Source organism: Methylophaga sp. (genome assembly GCF_009711715.1).
Taxonomy (GTDB): domain Bacteria; phylum Pseudomonadota; class Gammaproteobacteria; order Nitrosococcales; family Methylophagaceae; genus Methylophaga.
Map to the genome: position 1 here is coordinate 25,949 of NZ_VENF01000012.1, position 17,704 is coordinate 43,652.

A 17,704-nucleotide genomic window follows, 5' to 3' on the forward strand; every position below is an offset into this window, starting at 1 on the left:
TTAACGTCTGATTTTAACACAGCTTTTGAACTAACATGCTTGTCCAAAGTCACAGCAGTCGTTACTCTACCTGCTACTCGATCAACATCCTTTGGAGGCAACCCTCATGGCAGACGCCAAACACTGTCGTTTATTGATTCTGGGCTCAGGTCCTGCCGGTTACACAGCAGCGGTCTATGCTGCCCGCGCGGCGCTGGAACCGGTTCTTATCACCGGTATCGAACAAGGGGGTCAGCTGACAACGACCACTGATGTCGATAACTGGCCAGGGGATGATCAGGGGGTACAGGGCCCGGAATTAATGCAAAGGATGCAGCGGCATGCCGAACGGTTTGGCACTGACATTGTTTTCGACCATATTCACACTGCGGATCTGAGTCAACGTCCTTTTCGCCTGATTGGTGACGCCGGAGAATACACCTGCGATGCACTGATTATTGCGACCGGCGCCTCGGCCAAGTACCTGGGCCTTGAGTCGGAAGAAAACTTCAAAGGCCGTGGTGTTTCTGCCTGTGCCACCTGTGACGGTTTCTTCTATAAAGGTCAGCCGGTCGCGGTTATCGGCGGTGGTAACACCGCGGTGGAAGAAGCCTTATATCTGTCCAATATCGCCTCCAAGGTGACCGTTATTCATCGTCGCGACTCATTCCGCTCCGAAAAAATTCTCAGCAACAAACTGCTCAAGCGTGCTGAAGAGGGTAATGTCGAGATTCTCTGGAATCATGTACTGGATGAGGTATTGGGTGATGATGCCGGTGTGACCGGAATCCGGGTCAAAAGCACCAAAGACAACAAGGACCAGGAAATTCCGGTTCAGGGTGTCTTCATTGCCATCGGCCACCAGCCCAATACCGGTATGTTCAAAGGCCAGCTGGAAATGGAGCATGATTACATCATTCTGAAGAAAGGTACGGAGACCAGTATCCCGGGTGTGTTTGCAGCCGGCGATGTCTCCGATCCCATTTATCGTCAGGCAATTACCTCAGCCGGTGCCGGCTGTATGGCGGCACTGGACGCCGAACGGTTTCTGGACAACGACTAAAGTCATACAATGAAAGGGCGGCTCACCGCCCTTTTTTGTCAGAGGAGCGCATATGGATTCCGATTATCAACACATTCTGATCGCTGTGGATTTTTCCAGCCACACCGAAGAGGTCTGCAACAAGGCACAGGCGCTGGCGGAACGTAATCAGGCCAAACTCAGCATCTGTCATATTGTGGAAGATTTTCCATTAACCGACTTTGCCTATGAGCCGATGATCAGCGTCGACATTGATATGCGTGAAGCACTGCTCGATTCAGGCAAAAAACAGTTAAGCAAACTGGCCGCAGAACTCTCGATTCCCCCCACCCAGCAATGGGTGGAATGTGGCAGCCCCGGTCATGATCTGGTGAGGATTGCCGATGAAAACCAGGTGGATTTAATCGTGGTCGGTTCCCATGGCCGTCACGGTATTAAGATGCTGCTGGGCTCGACCGCCAATGCCGTGCTGCACCACGCGCATTGTGATGTACTCGCCGTCAGGCTTAAAGACTGACCGCTTAAAGCACAACACGTGGCAAAATCCAACTTGCTGGAAACAGCCGGTCTGCCCGGCTTTATGAGCTTTCTGGCTGTCGCCTTTATCAATGCGATGGTCGATCTGGGCCATAAAATCCTGATCCAGAATACGATTTTTAAGATTTATGATGATGCGGTGCAGGTCGGCCTGACCGCGATTATCAACGCGCTGATTCTGCTGCCTTTCATCCTGTTATTCACACCCGCCGGCTATCTGTCGGATCGCTTTGCTAAACCTCAGCTCATGCGCGCCACCGCCTTTGCTGCCATCCTGATTACCCTGCTGATCACGCTGGCTTACTACCAGGGCTGGTTTCTGTTTGCCTTTGCTCTGACACTGCTACTGGCCGCCCAGAGCGCGCTATACTCCCCTGCCAAATATGGCTATATCCGCGAACTGGCAGGTAATGAAAGACTGGCACCGGCCAATGGATTTATTCAGGCCACCACCATTGTCGCGATTTTAAGCGGTATTTTCATTTTTACTATCCTGTTTGAAACACAGTTGAGCGGGCATCAATACAGCAATGAAGCCGAGCTGATTCAACATATCGCGCCGATTGGCTGGCTGCTGGTCCTGCTCAGTATTGTGGAGTTTATGCTGGCCTGCCGCCTGCCCCTCACCAAGTCGGCATTACCGGGGCAACGCTTTGATTGGCAACGCTACCGCAAGGGCCATATTCTGCGGGAAAACCTGCGACGTATCCATCGTCAGCCCGTCATCTGGTATGCCATTCTGGGTCTGTCAATGTTCTGGGGCATCTCCCAGACCTTTCTGGCGACCTTTCCGGCTTTTGCCAAGATTGTGCTGGTCGAAGACAACACGATTGTGATTCAGGGCCTGCTGGCGTGCTCCGGTATCGGCATTATCATCGGTTCACTGGTTGCCGGAACCGGCCGTAAAGGGCATATTAAAACCGGCTTGATTCCCGTTGGCGCCATCGGTATGGGCGTGGTGTTATTTATCGTGCCAGGGCTGTCATCAACAGTGGCATTCGCAGTCACCATTCTCAGCTTCGGCTTTTTTGGTGGCCTTTTCATTATACCGCTGAATGCGCTGATCCAACTGCATGCGCCGACCGACCAGCTGGGTACTATTCTGGCGGGGAATAACTGGGTTCAGAATATCGTGATGATTACTTTTCTGATGATCACACTGATGGCAGCACTGGCCGCAGTTTCCAGTCAGATCATGATGCAGGCCATTCCTGTCATTACAATCATAGTCGCAATATTACTGGCAACACGTGCACAAAAAGCAAAACAGGCTTGATATTCCTGCAAAATTAGGTAATTCTCCTAGCTCATGTAGGGTTTAAGTCACATTGAGAGCCACACGTGAGCAAACTAACGTCGTTCCCCCCGGTCTACGACCACGAATTCCAGCAGGCCTCAGAAAACCTACGGCGAACACTCCCCCTCGTTAACCAGCATAAAACACCGGTCAATCCGGTCAATTACGCGGTCTGGTATGAATATGTCTCCGGCGATAATGCCGAACTCATCAGTGCCATTGACACCCGCCTGAGCAAAAACCAGCCGATTACCGCAGAAGTCACTCAGTACCTGTATGAAAAATATGTGCTGATGGGCATGCCTGAGCGTCTCAATCACACCAATAACGGCTTGAAACTCGTGGTCGACAATACCCTGCAGAATATCAACCGGGTGGAAGCCACAGCGACACACTGTAGTACGGGCCTGACTCAGAGCCAGTCTTTATTGGAAAACTGCAATGATATTCAGGAACTCAAAGGACTGGTGACCCAGATCCTCAGTAACACCCAACAGTTGACCCAGAGCAGTCATGAGCTCAAAAGTGAACTGGCCCGGTCATCCCAGGAAATCATGAAACTGCGTGAGGAACTGGAAACCGTCAAACACTCTGCACGCACAGACGGTCTCACCGGTCTGATTAACCGTGGTACCTTTAACCGGGAACTGGCGCAGCTGTGCCAGGACCGGGATATGACCTTTTCATTGGCTTTGTTTGATATCGATAATTTCAAGCGTCTGAACGACACTTTCGGTCATTTGCTGGGCGACAAGGTGTTGCAGTACTTTGCCTCTATTCTCAATGCACACCGCGATGATATGCACATTGCCGCCCGTTTCGGTGGCGAGGAAATGGCGATGATTTTTCTGCACAGCAGTCTGGAAGAAACCTTTATGCTGGCAGAAAAAATCCGTCAGACCTTCGCTGCCAGCCGCCTCAAGAAAAAAGGCAGTGAAGAATCTATCGGTCAGGTCACCGTTTCTGTCGGCATCACCCACCTGCAAGCGGGCGACACAGCCCGTGATCTGATTGAACGGGCCGACCGGGCGCTGTATCAATCCAAGGCCGACGGCCGCAACAGGGTCAATTTTGCCTAGAACCGGTAAAAACGGCTGTTAAGGTAATTCACTACCGCTTTCTGCTGATCGCGGTCCCAACTGACATCAGCCGCCCGCATACAATGCTGCAAGCGTGATTCCAGGTCCTGCAGCGAACGCACCTTACGGTCATCACGCTGATACAACTGATACGGGTCACCGCCACCCAGCGAGGCATGGCACTCCAAACAGGCTGCATCATGCAGGGCTTTACCATTCTGCGCCGGTGCGGCACTGCTGAACAAAATAGCCAGTGAAGTCAGCAGCAACCGCATATTACGCCGTCCCCGACTGCAGGTGCGCAATCCGCAAAGCCGCCGGCGGATGCGAATCGTAAACGGCGGAAACCAGCGGATCCGGCGTCAGCGTACTGGCGTTTTCCTTGTAAAGTGCAACCAGCGCCGCAATCAAATCATCGGCATTGGAAACCGAGGCCGCATAATCATCGGCTTCGTATTCATATTTGCGTGACAAGGACGTCATCAGCGGATGCAGGAAGAACAGAAAAACCGGGATCACCAGCATAAACAGCGCCAATGCCATGGCGTTCGATTCAGTGTTGGCACCCAGCCCCTCAAAGAACCAGGTTTGACCCGAGGCCCAGCCCAGTAAGGCCAGCCCCAACAGGCTCAGGCCGGCCATCACAAACATGTTTTTAACCACGTGCTTACGGCTGAAATGACCTAGTTCGTGGGCCAGTACGGCCTCGATCTGATCTTCATTCAGGGTGTTCAGCAAGGTGTCGAAAAACACGATGCGTTTATTACTGCCCATGCCGGTAAAGTAGGCATTTCCATGACCGCTGCGACGAGAACCGTCCATCACAAAAATCCCTTGACTCTTGAAACCGCAACGGCTCAACAGATTTTCCACCCGCTTTCGCAGTTGATCATCTTCCAGCGGCGTAAACTTGTTGAACAGGGGGGCGATAAAGGCCGGGTAAGCCCACATCATGAATACAGCAAAACCCATCCAGGCGGCCCACAAGTAGAGCCACCAGAGTTCACCAGCACTCCCCATCATCCACAATGCGACCCAGATCAGCAGACCGCCGACCACCAGCATCAGAATGGTTTGCTTGATGAAATCCGAAAAAAACAGGCCGGGTGTCTGCCGGTTAAAACCGAATTTATCTTCGAGCACAAAGGTTTTGTAATAGGAAAATGGCAGCTCAAGCAGCGAGCCGATCAAAAGGAAACTGAGAAAAAAGATAACCCCACCTAACATCGGGCCCATCTCAAACTGTGTCCAGCCACCGTAGAGCACCGCCAGTCCGCCGCCCAGCGTCCAGAGCAGCAGGATGACGCTGCTGTAAAGCGTTTCAGTACGTTTGAACTTGCCTTTGGCCACGGTGTAATCCGCAGCTTTCTGATGCGAGGCCAGGCTGATTTGTTCTTTGAACGCAGTCGGGACTTCGTCGCGATGAGCAGTGACATAACGCCCCTGTCTGAATGATAACCAGATTTCCACCGCAGTCATCAGCAACACCGCCGCCAAAAATATCCAACTGAATTCGTTCATACGCTAAGCCTAAGTTTTCCCATATAAAAATGTCATGAAGAGTAGCCTTTGATACAATCTCTGGCAAGTTAGTTCATCCCATTCATCAATGATAAAGACGGAGACCATGGCCAAAAGCAAAAACAACCTGATCTGGATTGACCTGGAAATGACCGGTCTCGACACCAATACTGACTATATTATCGAAATCGCTACCGTCGTCACTGACAGCGAACTCAACGTACTGGGAGAAGGCCCCGTCTTTGCCATACATCAACCCGACTCGGTTCTGGATGGGATGGATGAATGGAATACCCGCCAGCACGGCAAATCCGGCCTCACCGAGCGGGTACGCGAAAGCACCATCAACGAGGCCATCGCTGAAGAAAAGACGCTGGAATTTCTGCGCAAATATGTCCCTGCCGGCGTGTCACCGATGTGCGGCAACAGCATCTGTCAGGACCGTCGTTTTCTGGCGCGCTGTATGCCGGAGCTCGAAGCCTTTTTCCATTACCGCAATCTGGATGTCAGCAGCCTGAAAGAACTGGCGCGTCGCTGGGCGCCCAAAGTGGAAAAATCCTTCAAGAAAAATTCATCGCACCTGGCAATGGATGATATCAAGGACTCCATTCGTGAACTTCAGCATTACCGCGAACATATGATTAAACTGCCTGAGACCGTCTAGATTCACATCGTTTTCACGGACTGAGAGCGAGATTGTCTGCTCTGTTTTCAATACCGTGACATGGTCCATCAGAAACCACATCTGTCCAGCAAAATCTGTCTTGCCTGTCAGCGCCCTTTCAGTTGGCGCAAGAAATGGCGCAGAGACTGGGATCAGGTTAAATATTGTTCCGAGCGCTGCCGCAGGCATTCGCGATAATTATGATGGCTGATTTATCTGCATTCCCACCCCGCATGGTTCTGCTCGACTGCGAGACCACTGGTGGCCGCGCCAGCCGGGATCGCATGACCGAGCTGGCATTAATTCAAATAGACGACGGCGTCGTTGTTGATCGCTGGCAGACACTGATCAATCCCGGTATCGCCATCCCGCCCTGGATTACCCGCCTGACCGGCATCACGAACCCGATGGTGGAAGAGGCGCCGCATTTCGAAACCATTGCGCCGGCACTATTCGAGCGTCTGCAGGACCGGGTAATCGTCGCTCATAATGCCCGCTTTGATTACAGCTTTCTGAAACAGTCTTTCCTGCGCTGCGGCTTTCAGCTTAACAGCAAGACTTTGTGCTCAGTCAGACTCAGCCGCAAGCTGTTTCCTGAGCACCGTTATCACGGCCTGGACCGCATTATCGAGAGGCTGGGTATCGAAATCGATGATCGCCACCGGGCGATGGCCGATACCGAAGTCATTCTTGCCTTTATGCAGCATATCAGCGACCAGTTTGCTGCCGAGCAAATCGAGACGGTCTGCAAACAGCTGCTTAAACGGCCCAGCCTGCCCAGCCACCTCAGTCAGAAACAAATTGATGCCCTGCCTGACCAGCCCGGCATTTATCGTTTTCTGGATGCCGAAGGTGTCCCGCTCTATATCGGCAAATCTGTCAATATTCGCGAACGGGTACTGAGCCATTTCAGTCAGGATCACAAAAATGCAAAGGAACTCGATATCAGCAAGGCGCTGCATCATATCGAGTTTGAGCAGACGCCTTCAGACTTCGGTGCCCAGTTGCTGGAAAACACCGAAATAAAACAGTATTCACCGCGCTTTAACCGCCGCCAGACCAAAAGCAAAACCTTGTATCAGATCTCACTGACTGAGACTGATGACGGTCTGTTACAGACCGAAGTGGTGGCGACCGATATGACTGCGATCGAAGATATCACCCGTCGATTTGGTCTGTTTCGTAGCCGTAAGCAGGCGCAGAACACATTGCTGGATCTGGCGCAGTCACATCAGCTCTGCCAGAAACTCTGCGGTCTGGAAAAGCGTCAGCTGGGTGCATGCTTTGGCTTTCAGCTAAAAAAATGTCGCGGCGCCTGTTGTGGCAAAGAGAGCGCAGCCAGCTATAACCTGCGTCTCAAACTGGCGCTTGACAGCCTCAAAAATCAGCAATGGCCGTGGCCGGGCCCAATCATCATTGAAGAGCATCCGGTGCATGAAAGCTGGGAGTCGGTGCATTACCACCTTGTCGACCAATGGCGTTACCTGGGCCAGGTCCGGGATGAGTCTGATTGTCAGCAGTTGCTCAATAAAAACCAGCGGAATCCCGCCTATTTCGACCGGGACAGCTACAAAATTCTGGTGCGTTTCCTGCTCACCCCGGACCGGCAAAAGCATCAGCGGCTGGTCATTAAACCCTTTTCCCTGGACCAAACGGAGCTTGTCTGATGAGGCCACAACACCGCTACCTCGGTTACGCCGGCTTGATCCCTTTTATTGTGTTGGCGCTTGGCAGCCTGCTGAACAGCCGCCATGCCGAAATTTTTCTGATTGATTATGCTGCACTGATTTTCAGTTTTCTCGGCGGCATGCTGTGGACTTTAAGCATCAGGCAAAAACTGCCGGCGCATGTTGCTCTGGTTGCCGTCAGTGCCATGCTCTGGGCCTGGCTCTGGCTGCTGACGCCGGCCTATAACTGGCTCTGGCTGGCAGCATTGTCATTTGTCGCTTTGTGGCTGTATGAATGGTCTCTGCTGCGGCGCTTTATTGCACATGATTTTCTGATACTGCGTGGACAGCTCAGCCTGGTTGCCGCCCTGTCACTGGTGCTGGCTAACTTCTGATGGGTTTGCGTCTGAACCTGATTCTCGGTGATCAACTTAACCGGGACAGCTTGCTCTGGCATGACGTGGACCGGGACAAAGACCGGTTCTGGATGGCCGAAGTTAAAGCGGCTTCCAGTGAAACGCCGTCCAGCAAACAACGCAGCGTGTTTTTTCTGTCTGCGATGCGGCATTTTGCCCAAACCATCGAAATCCAGGGCTTTGCTTTACATTACGCCACCCTCAGTGACGGCTATCAGAGCTTTACCGAGGCGCTCACTGCCACCCTGAATAAATACGAGATCAGTCAGGTCCGCTGTGTACTGCCCGGCGATGTGGCGGTGATGCGTGAACTCGCTGCGTGCTGTCAGCACCACCAGCTTGATATTGAGTGGCTGAGTGACAATCACTTTATCAGCCGACGCGGCGAGTTCAGGCGCTGGATGCAGGCCCGGCGTCAGCCCAGAATGGAGCACTGGTACCGGCATTTGCGTCAGGATCGGCAAATCCTCATGGACAACAACCACAAGCCGGAAGGTGGTCAGTGGAATTTTGATAAAGATAACCGCAAGACTTTCGGTAAAAATGGTCCTGACTCCATCCCCGCACCACTGCAATTTAAAACCGATGCCATGACCCGCTCGGTCATCAGCGATATAGAAAACCATCTGCCGGATTTACCGGGCGAGATAGCTGACTTTAACTGGCCGGTGACTCGTGAGCAGGGACTGGAACAGCTGGATGAATTCATTGAACACCGGCTATCGCATTTTGGTGATTACCAGGATGCGATGTGGACCGAGCAGCCCTTTCTTTACCATGCCCGTCTGTCAGCTTGCCTCAACCTGAAACTGTTACACCCAATGGAAGTGATCACTGCGGCCGAACAGGCATACCGTGATGGCAAAGCGCCGCTGAACGCCGTGGAAGGCTTTATCCGCCAAATCCTGGGCTGGCGTGAATACATCCGTGGACTTTACTGGTATTACCGCGACAACTGGCTGGACTATAACGCTTTGGATCGACAACGCGATCTACCCGGTTTTTACTGGAATGCCGAAACCGATATGACCTGTATGTGTCAGTCTGTTAAACAAGTACTGACCTACGGCTACGGTCACCATATACAAAGACTGATGGTGACCGGACTGTTCTCCTTACTATGGGGCGTCAAACCGGAACAGATTCATCGCTGGTATCTCGGTATGTTTATCGATGCTGTCGCCTGGGTGGAGGTCCCCAATACCATCGGTATGAGTCAGTATGCCGATGGCGGCATTGTCGGCTCCAAGCCGTATATTGCCAGCGGTGCCTATATCAAACGCATGTCCAACTACTGCGACCACTGCAGGTTCAATCCCAAGCAGGCCAGCGGTGATCAAGCCTGTCCGTTTACCACTTTGTACTGGTCCTTTATTGATCATCACCGTGACTGGTTATCTCGCAACCCGCGACTGGGGATGCAGGTAAGGAACTGGGATAATAAAAAAGATGACGAAAAGCAGGCCATCCGCGAGCGGACGAACTGGCTGTATCAACACCTGGATCAATCCGGTTACAAGGAGCAGGGATGACAACAACACAACTGGTCTGGCTGAGAAATGATTTGCGGCTGGACGATAATCCGGCTTTATATCTTGCCCAGCAACAGGGCGGCATTGAAGTGGTGTTCGTGGCCTGTCCCGGCCAATGGCAACAGCATGACGAGTCAGCCGCCAAGCTGGGACTTAAAGCCGACAGTGTGAAGGATATTCAGCAGCAACTCGCCAGCAAAGGCATCCCGCTGCACCTGCTCGAAACGGCGATGTTTGCCGATGTGCCGGATCTGTTGCTTGATTTCTGCCAGCAGCAGAATTTCAGCGCCCTCTGGTTTAACCAGGAAACACCGCTGGACGAGCGCCGCCGGGATCAGGCGGTGGTGGATATCTTTACCGAAGCCGGTATTGCCTGCCACGCACTGGAAACGGATTTACTGGTTGCACTGCCGGTGCTGACTCAGCAGGATGAACCTTTTAAAGTCTTCACCCCCTATTACCGTCGCTGGTTGCAGCTCCTGCAGGAGACACAACGCGAACCTTACCCGGAACCGGAGAAACAGGCCGAGGCATTCAACGTTGACTGGCAAAAACCTGACTGGGCCGGGGACTATCGTGACGATATCTGGCCAGCCGCGGAAGACGAGTTACTGGCAAAGCTGGACAAATTCTGTGAAAAACGGTTGAAGCATTATTCTGAACGGCGCGATTTTCCGGCTGAACCCGCCACCAGCTTACTGTCCCCCTATCTCTCGATCGGCCGACTCGGTCCGCGTCGTCTTTTAGCTAGCATTCAGTATCACTGTGGAGCACAGAAAATGCACTGGCAGGATAATGTCTGGCTGCAGGAACTGGCCTGGCGGGATTTTTACCGCCAGTTGCTGCTGCATTTCCCTCGTCTGAGCATGGAAAAACCTTTCAAACCCGAAACCGATCAGGTCATCTGGTCTGATAACGAGGACGGTTTCAGAGCCTGGTGTGCCGGTAGAACAGGCTTCCCAATTGTCGATGCTGCCATGCGCCAGCTGATCCAGACCGGCTGGATGCATAACCGGCTGCGAATGATTAGCGCCAGTTTCCTGAGCAAACTGCTGTTGATTGACTGGCGCCGTGGTGAGCAGTTTTTCATGCAGCATCTGATTGATGGCGAGTTTGCTGCCAATAACGGCGGCTGGCAGTGGAGTGCTTCCACCGGCGTGGATGCGGCGCCCTATTTCCGGGTATTCAATCCGACCCGACAGTCAGAGCGTTTTGATCCGGAGGGTGAGTTTATCCGCCGTTTTGTGCCGGAACTGGCTGAACTCAGTGGCAAACAAATTCATAATCCGAGTGATGAGCAACGTTCAAAACTGGGATATCCGGCTCCTGTGATTGATTACAAGCCAGCTCGTCAACAGGCGATTGAAGCCTTTGCCAATCTGAAAAACAGCTGATTTTCCCACACTTGAATCAATGTGGTATCTTGTGCGCTAATTTTTGCCTGATACCCAGCTATGGCTCGTCCACATTTACACGGTTACCTGGATCCTGCTTTACCGACAATGGATGCGGCCACTATCAGCGAGCTTAACCAGCACGCGGCCAGAGACCTGGCCAAACGCTCCCTCCCAGGCGGCCTGATCGTGCTGCTGGCTTTACTGATCTCCGCCACCGCATCCCCGATTATGGACGGGGCCAGCAGTATCATCTGTAGCCTGTTTACCATCATGACCATCTTGGTCCTGCTACGACTGTTCAGCATCCGCCTGCTGTTTTGTCAGCGAATACGGCTGAAAACATGGCGTCTACTCAGCTACATCATGTTCTCAATCTCCGCTGCGGTCTGGGGCTTTTATGTCGCGGCCAGCTTTTATCTGTATCAGAACATCACCATCAATATGGTCATCATGATGTTCACGATTGGCATTGCCGCCGGGGCGGCCACCAGCCTGTTTATCTGGAAACGCATGACCCAGCTTTATCTGCTGCTGATCTTCCTGCCGATCACAAGCGTGATAATTTTGCAGTGGAATACCCTCACTGCCAGCCTGATTTTCGGTTTGGCAGCCTATTTGGTCTTTTTACTGGTGCAGGCCAAGCGCGCTAACACCGAATACTGGCGGGCCCTGTGTGTCAATAAACTGCTGCAGAAACAGACCAATGAACTGGTAGCAGCCAGAGATCAGGCTGAAAAAGCCAGCCAGGCCAAAACAGAATTTCTCTCCAGTATGAGTCATGAGCTCAGAACCCCGCTCAATGCGATTCTGGGCTTTACCCAGTTACTGGCCAGCGATCCGGAATCGCCGCCGACACGTGAGCAGAAAGATAGTCTTAATCATATTCTCAAAGCAAGTAACCATTTACTGACTTTGATAAATCAGGTGCTGGATCTGGCGAAAGTGGAGTCCGGCAAACTGGAGCTGAATCTGACTGAACAGCATATCGGCAAACTGGTCGAGGACTGTCTGCCGCTGATCAAGACTCTGGCCGATGAAAAATCGGTGTCACTGGATATTGCTCCGGCCCCCGATTGCCCTGTTATCGCCGATGCGATGCGGCTCAAGCAGGTCCTGCTCAATCTGCTCAACAATGGGGTTAAATACAATCGCAAGGGCGGCAAGCTGATACTGAGCTATGACCAGCTTGGCAACCATCTGCGCGTCAGGATCCGTGACACCGGCATCGGCATTTCCGAGAAACATCAGGAGAAGATGTTCCGTTCTTTTTCCAGGCTGGGGCAGGAAAACTCAAGCACCGAAGGCAGTGGCGTTGGCCTGGTCATCACCAGGAATCTGCTGGAAGCCATGAATGGCAGACTCGATTTTGACAGTCAGAAAAACCAGGGATCAACCTTCTGGTTTGATCTGCCCCTTGCCAATAATTAATCAGCCTGCTTCAGCTGTCTGACCAGTTGTTCCAGCGTATAACTGATTCGGGTCATATCCTCACCGGCATGATTGATATCACCGACATACTGATCAACCTGCTGCGAATCCAGTTTGATTTGCTCTGTGGTGCGAGCAATTTCATCGACCGTCGTTGTCTGTTCCTGGGTAGCCGAAGCAATCGCCGCATTGATCTCGTTGATGGTTTTTATCGCTGATACCACGGGCTCCATCGCCGAACGGGCCTGGGCTGTCTGTCTGGCACAATCAGCAGCAGCAAGACTCTGGCGACTGACAATCGCGGTGGCCTCTGATCCGGAATCGGTTAATTGCACAATAATGCTGCGGATCTCTTCGGTGGACTGGGTGGTTCTGGATGCCAGTTGGCGGACTTCATCGGCCACGACCGCAAAACCGCGGCCATGTTCACCGGCACGAGCGGCCTCGATAGCGGCATTCAGCGCCAGCAGATTGGTCTGTTCGGCTACCCCCTGAATCACCTCCAGCACGGCACGGATATTATTGCCGTTCTGTTCCAGCTTGTTCATGACCTTTTCTACATCCATCAGATCGGCCGCCAGTTTTTCACTGGCTTCGGTCGCTTCACTCAGCGTATGACGGGCGGTTTGTGTCGCCTGATTGGCCTCACTGGCCGATTTCGATGCCTGAATGGCGTTATCAGCGACTTCCTTAAAGGAATAAGACAACTCGGTCACTGCCGTTGCCACCTGATCGGTCGCATTATGCTGCTGCCGGCTCAGCTCCGAAGTAGAGGCTGATACACTTTGCAGTGACTGGCTGGCGCTGGTCACATGCTGTGCCTGCGCTTGCAGTTTGGCAATCAGTTCTGCCAGGTAAGTCTGCAGGTGACTGGCTGAATCCGCGGCCGAGCGGGTTTCCTCAAAACGGCTATCCAGCTCCAAGGTCTGGCTGAAGTCGCCTTTCTGCATGCCGCGGAAAAAGCTTTCCAGTTCCAGCAATGAAGCCAGGGTCAGTTTCTGTATAAAGGCCTGCAGGCTGACCGCGATCACAATCAATACCACAGCCGCCAGCATGGCCCAACGTACCTGATTAGTGATACTCGCCTTAATATCGGCAATCTGTTGCTGGAAACTGTTGAGTGTGGATTGCAGCGAGAGGATATGCTGGTTCAGGCTGGCACGGCCCTGGTCGACCTGCTGCATGAAACTAATGGTATTGGCGATCTCCTTGTCATATCGGCGAGTCAGACTCTGCACTGACGCAATGCTGACCTCACCGATTTCATCCGGCTCCTGCGGGATCAGCGACATTTCATCCTTTTCGGTATAAATGCCAAATCGCGGCATTGATTCCAGCTTGGCAGCCAGCTCGGCGAATTTCTGGTTCTGCGCCAGCAAAGCCTTTTGCCGGGCTTCACCCTGCTCTTCAAAAAATGCCTGCCGCTGATGAGACAGTTGATTCAGACTACGGCCCATTTCGGCCAGTGTGGAGAGAAATACGGTCTGTTCAGCATTGAACTGATAATCTGCCTGATCGGCATAACTGATCAGCATGCCGATATCGCCGGCGCGTTCACGCTCATTATTAATCAGTAATGTCTGTGGATTGGCAGCCAGTTTGCCAGCAGCCCGAACCGCCTGCACACTGCTCTGCAGTTGGTTGATAGCCTCATGGATCTGCTGATTTTCAGCTTCATTCAGCCAGTTAAATGACTGTTCCGCAAGCACATTGAGTTTGTCTTCTGCCTGCTGCAGCAAATCAGCCTGACCACTGGCCAGATACCGCTCCAGCAAAATGCGGACATCGATATCAAAGGTATTGCGGTATTGCTGGAACTCATCAGCAATCTGGTAGGGTTTATCCAGCTGTCGCCAGCCCCAGACAGCGGTCAGTGCTGACAGAATCAATAAGCCGACAATGGAAAAGGTAATAAAACGAGAGACAAGAGACAGTTTCATAAAAGCCGATCACATTAAAAATGCAACCTGCGAGCTTAACGGCTCTCAATGACAAATTTATGACAAGGCGTGCTGGGCGAGCGCCCAGTTCACATGTTCTCTGACAAGTGCTGAAGGATGGGTCTGTTTGTTTTGCAAAGCGTTGATCACTGCAGGCGAGCTGTCTGCATTCCCCAGAGCGACAGCGATATTACGCAGCCAGCATTCATAACCGATACGACGAATCGGGCTGCCTTCCAGTCGCTGCAGAAATTCCTGCTCCGTCCAGTTGAATAAATCGACCAGTTGCGGGGCATCCAGGCCCTCACGCGGCAGGTAATCTGACTCCACTGTGGCCTGCGCATATTTATTCCAGGGACAGACCAGCTGGCAGTCATCACAGCCGTAGATGCGATTGCCCATCAGGGGGCGGAACACCTCCGGTATCGAACCGCGCAGTTCAATTGTGAGGTAGGAAATACAGCGACGGGCATCCAGTTGATACGGTGCCACAATCGCCTGTGTCGGGCAGATATCAATACAGGCAGTGCAACTGCCGCAATGCGCCGAAGTGGTTTCTGTCAGCGGCAGCGGTAGATCGGTGTAGATTTCGCCCAGGAAAAAATAGGAACCACAGTCACGGCTGAGTACATTGGTATGTTTGCCTATCCAGCCCAGACCGGCTTTCTCGGCAATGGCCTTTTCCATCACCGGCGCGCTGTCAGTAAATACCCGATAGCCCATCGGTCCGACTTCCTTTTCGATTTTTGCGGCCAGCCTGGCCAGTCGTTTGCGCATCAGTTTGTGATAATCCCGTCCCAGCGCATAACGGGAAATAAAGGCTTTGTCGCCATTCCCAATCACCTCCCAGGGGTCGGCAGCTTCCCCCGGCCAGTAATCCATGCGTACGCTGATAACGCGGACGGTACCTTCCACCAGCAAATCAGGCCGGGTACGCTTTTCACCATGCTTGTGCATAAACGCCATCTCGCCGTGAAAGCCTTTGGCGAGCCAGCTTTGCAGCCTTTCTTCAGCATCGTGCAGATCAATATCACTGACACCCAGCGCCTGAAAGCCCAGCGAACGGGCCCAGCGCTGCATTCTGTCGAGTAATGCCTGTGACTCTGATGTTGTGAATTTTTCACTCATGCACGTTATTATAAATGTTTAAGCAACGCTAATTGGGGCCCGGCTTTATGCTTACTCTGCCACACGAACTGTATAGTGCCGAACAGACCCGCGAACTTGACCGACTCGTGATAGAACAGCACCGGATTGCCGCTGGTCAATTGATGGCAAGGGCCGGTGCCGGCGCGCTTCAGGCGCTCAAACATTTCTGGTCGGAGGCCAAGCAGATCGTGGTGGTCAGTGGCAGCGGCAATAACGGCGGTGACGGTTATGAACTGGCACGTCAGGCCTTACTGGATGGATACCGGGTCAAGCTGTTTGAAGTCGGTCACATCGATAAAATGAGCGATGAAACCCGCGCGGCGCGTGAAGCCCTACAAGCCGTTGCTGATGTGATTCATCCCTTTGAAGGCAGCCTCCCGGCTGCGGATGTGGTTGTAGATGCCTTATTCGGTACCGGCCTGGATCGTGCGGTTGAAGGCCGCTATGCCAGCGCAATTGAGGCCATCAATAACGCTTACCCTGCACCAATTCTATCGCTGGACATTCCATCCGGCATTCATGCCGACACTGGCAAAGCCCTGGGAGTGGCGGTTAGAGCCTCGGTCACGCTGAGTTTTATCGGTCTTAACAAAGGCCTGTTTACCGGTGATGCGCCGGATTACTGTGGCCAAATCTGTTTTGATTCTTTGCAGGTACCCTCAGTGGTTTACCAGGCTGTCATGGCTGACGCTTTGCGCATCGAACTGCCGCAATACCGTGAGCTGCTATCCCCGCGTCCGCGTACGGCTCATAAAGGCTTGTATGGCCACCTCGTCGTTATCGGGGGTGACAATGGCATGCCCGGTGCCGCACGGGTTGCTGCTGAAGCCGGTGCCCGTGTCGGCAGTGGCCTTGTCAGTATTGCCACCCATTCCGCGCACAGTGCCATCTTGAATCAGGCACGGCCGGAGTTGATGTGTCATGGCATTGAACATGCCGAGGCTCTTGCACCGTTACTGGATAAAGCCAGCATACTGGCCATCGGCCCCGGTCTGGGTCAGAGTCACTGGAGCCAGACGCTGTTTGCGCGTGCTCTGGATGCTGAAAAACCGATGGTGGTCGATGCGGATGCACTTAATATGCTGAGCCAGGCGCCTCAACAGCGTGATAACTGGATTCTGACCCCGCATCCCGGTGAAGCAGCGCGTCTTCTGAGTTGTAGCAGCCGCGAGATTCAAGCCAACCGCTTTGAGGCTGTGCAACAACTGCAACAACGCTATGGCGGTGTAATTGTGCTGAAAGGGGCTGGCACATTGCTTTATGATGGCAAGCTGCCGATTCGGCTCTGCACTGCTGGCAACCCCGGCATGGCTAGCGGCGGCATGGGCGATGCGCTGACCGGTGTCATTGGCGGACTACTGGCTCAGCGACTGAGCCTGATTGACGCTGCCTCTCTCGGCGTTTTGCTGCATGCGATGGCAGCGGATAAAGCAGCCGAAAAAGAGGGTGAGCGCGGTATGCTGGCAATGGATTTAATGCCCCATCTGCGACATCTCGTTAACCTGCATTATTGAGAGAACGTTATTTTGCAAATATTTCTGGCTGATGAATCCGCAACACTGGCGCTGGGCGCCAGGCTGGCCGCTGCCTGCCCTGCGGAACTCTGTGTTATCCACTTGGAAGGTGAGCTCGGTGCCGGTAAAACTACGCTGACACGCGGCTTTCTGCAGGCACTGGGTCATCAGGGCAAAGTCAAAAGTCCTACCTATACTCTGGTTGAACATTACGCCTTGCCGGACCGACCGGTCTATCACTTTGATTTATACCGCCTCAGTGATCCGGGCGAACTGGAGTTTCTGGGACTTGATGATTACTTCAGCCCGCGGGCGATTTGCCTGATTGAGTGGGCAAAACGAGGGAGTGAGTATTTACCAAAGCCGGATTTACTGGTCGAACTGCATTACCGTGATCAGGGTCGGCAGGCACATATTTCAGCGCAATCCCCACGCGGTGAGAAAATCTGTGCGAAACTTCACATTTAATTCAGGTTTCAGGTCTATCTTGCTTATTTAAAAAGAAAACTTGATTTTTTCAATACCGCTCGACAAAATGTTAT

Annotated in this window: 17 protein-coding genes; 13 read left to right on the forward strand and 4 right to left on the reverse strand. The window is 52.8% G+C overall.

Features of this window, described 5'->3' with window-relative positions; translation table 11 throughout:
• Positions 1–106 precede the first annotated feature (106 nt).
• The 4 genes from trxB (at position 107) to FH755_RS09745 (ending at position 3,934) form a co-directional block, all read left to right on the forward strand.
• Positions 107–1,042: a thioredoxin-disulfide reductase gene (trxB, locus tag FH755_RS09730; RefSeq protein ID WP_292440924.1), complete on the forward strand. Its 936-nt coding sequence runs from the start codon at positions 107–109 to the stop codon at positions 1,040–1,042.
• 52 nt (positions 1,043–1,094) lie between these two features.
• Positions 1,095–1,538: a universal stress protein gene (locus tag FH755_RS09735; protein ID WP_292440925.1), complete on the forward strand. Its 444-nt coding sequence runs from the start codon at positions 1,095–1,097 to the stop codon at positions 1,536–1,538.
• Between the two features lie 18 nt (positions 1,539–1,556).
• Positions 1,557–2,834, forward strand: a complete 1,278-nt coding sequence (locus tag FH755_RS09740; RefSeq protein WP_292440926.1) for an MFS transporter — start codon at positions 1,557–1,559, stop codon at positions 2,832–2,834.
• Between the two features lie 65 nt (positions 2,835–2,899).
• Positions 2,900–3,934: a GGDEF domain-containing protein gene (locus FH755_RS09745; protein ID WP_292440927.1), complete on the forward strand. Its 1,035-nt coding sequence runs from the start codon at positions 2,900–2,902 to the stop codon at positions 3,932–3,934.
• Here FH755_RS09745 and FH755_RS09750 read toward each other — a convergent pair.
• Entirely contained in the window at positions 3,931–4,209 is a 279-nt protein-coding gene (locus FH755_RS09750; protein WP_292440928.1) for a hypothetical protein, read from the reverse strand. The two genes, FH755_RS09745 and FH755_RS09750, sit on opposite strands and share 4 nt — an antisense overlap.
• A 1-nt stretch (position 4,210) precedes the next feature.
• Positions 4,211–5,455, reverse strand: a complete 1,245-nt coding sequence (locus FH755_RS09755; RefSeq protein WP_292440929.1) for a M48 family metallopeptidase — start codon at positions 5,453–5,455, stop codon at positions 4,211–4,213.
• A gap of 106 nt (positions 5,456–5,561) precedes the next feature.
• Between FH755_RS09755 and orn the strand changes: the two genes are divergently transcribed.
• From orn to FH755_RS09790, 7 genes are read left to right on the forward strand one after another with little or no spacing between them, the layout of a single operon-like run.
• A complete protein-coding gene (orn, locus tag FH755_RS09760; protein WP_292440930.1) occupies positions 5,562–6,119 on the forward strand; it encodes an oligoribonuclease in 558 nt (185 codons plus the stop codon).
• A 60-nt stretch (positions 6,120–6,179) separates the two neighbouring features.
• Entirely contained in the window at positions 6,180–6,317 is a 138-nt protein-coding gene (locus tag FH755_RS09765; RefSeq protein ID WP_292440931.1) for a DUF2256 domain-containing protein, read from the forward strand.
• A gap of 2 nt (positions 6,318–6,319) precedes the next feature.
• Complete coding sequence (locus tag FH755_RS09770; protein WP_292440932.1) at positions 6,320–7,786, forward strand: exonuclease domain-containing protein; 1,467 nt, start codon at positions 6,320–6,322, stop codon at positions 7,784–7,786.
• Positions 7,786–8,181: a DUF3429 domain-containing protein gene (locus FH755_RS09775; RefSeq protein WP_292440933.1), complete on the forward strand. Its 396-nt coding sequence runs from the start codon at positions 7,786–7,788 to the stop codon at positions 8,179–8,181. The genes FH755_RS09770 and FH755_RS09775 overlap by 1 nt, the downstream gene beginning before the upstream one ends.
• On the forward strand, positions 8,181–9,734 hold the full coding sequence (locus FH755_RS09780) for a cryptochrome/photolyase family protein (protein ID WP_292440934.1): 1,554 nt from the start codon (positions 8,181–8,183) through the stop codon (positions 9,732–9,734). The genes FH755_RS09775 and FH755_RS09780 overlap by 1 nt, the downstream gene beginning before the upstream one ends.
• Positions 9,731–11,128 (forward strand): deoxyribodipyrimidine photo-lyase, encoded by a 1,398-nt coding sequence (phrB, locus tag FH755_RS09785; protein WP_292440935.1) that lies wholly within the window; start codon positions 9,731–9,733, stop codon positions 11,126–11,128. The genes FH755_RS09780 and phrB overlap by 4 nt, the downstream gene beginning before the upstream one ends.
• Before the next feature lie 60 nt (positions 11,129–11,188).
• Positions 11,189–12,559, forward strand: a complete 1,371-nt coding sequence (locus FH755_RS09790; RefSeq protein WP_292440936.1) for an ATP-binding protein — start codon at positions 11,189–11,191, stop codon at positions 12,557–12,559.
• Here FH755_RS09790 and FH755_RS09795 read toward each other — a convergent pair.
• A complete protein-coding gene (locus tag FH755_RS09795) occupies positions 12,556–14,499 on the reverse strand; it encodes a methyl-accepting chemotaxis protein (RefSeq protein WP_292440937.1) in 1,944 nt (647 codons plus the stop codon). The genes FH755_RS09790 and FH755_RS09795 overlap by 4 nt on opposite strands.
• 57 nt (positions 14,500–14,556) lie before the next feature.
• The gene (queG, locus tag FH755_RS09800) at positions 14,557–15,627 is read right to left on the reverse strand and encodes a tRNA epoxyqueuosine(34) reductase QueG (RefSeq protein ID WP_292440938.1); all 1,071 of its coding nucleotides are present in this window, start codon (positions 15,625–15,627) and stop codon (positions 14,557–14,559) included.
• Between the two features lie 47 nt (positions 15,628–15,674).
• Between queG and FH755_RS09805 the strand changes: the two genes are divergently transcribed.
• Together FH755_RS09805 and tsaE are read left to right on the forward strand one after the other, a co-directional pair.
• On the forward strand, positions 15,675–17,162 hold the full coding sequence (locus tag FH755_RS09805) for an NAD(P)H-hydrate dehydratase (protein WP_292440939.1): 1,488 nt from the start codon (positions 15,675–15,677) through the stop codon (positions 17,160–17,162).
• Between the two features lie 12 nt (positions 17,163–17,174).
• Positions 17,175–17,630, forward strand: coding sequence for a tRNA (adenosine(37)-N6)-threonylcarbamoyltransferase complex ATPase subunit type 1 TsaE (gene tsaE / locus FH755_RS09810; RefSeq protein ID WP_292440940.1), 456 nt, complete (start codon positions 17,175–17,177; stop codon positions 17,628–17,630).
• Positions 17,631–17,704: the final 74 nt, after the last annotated feature.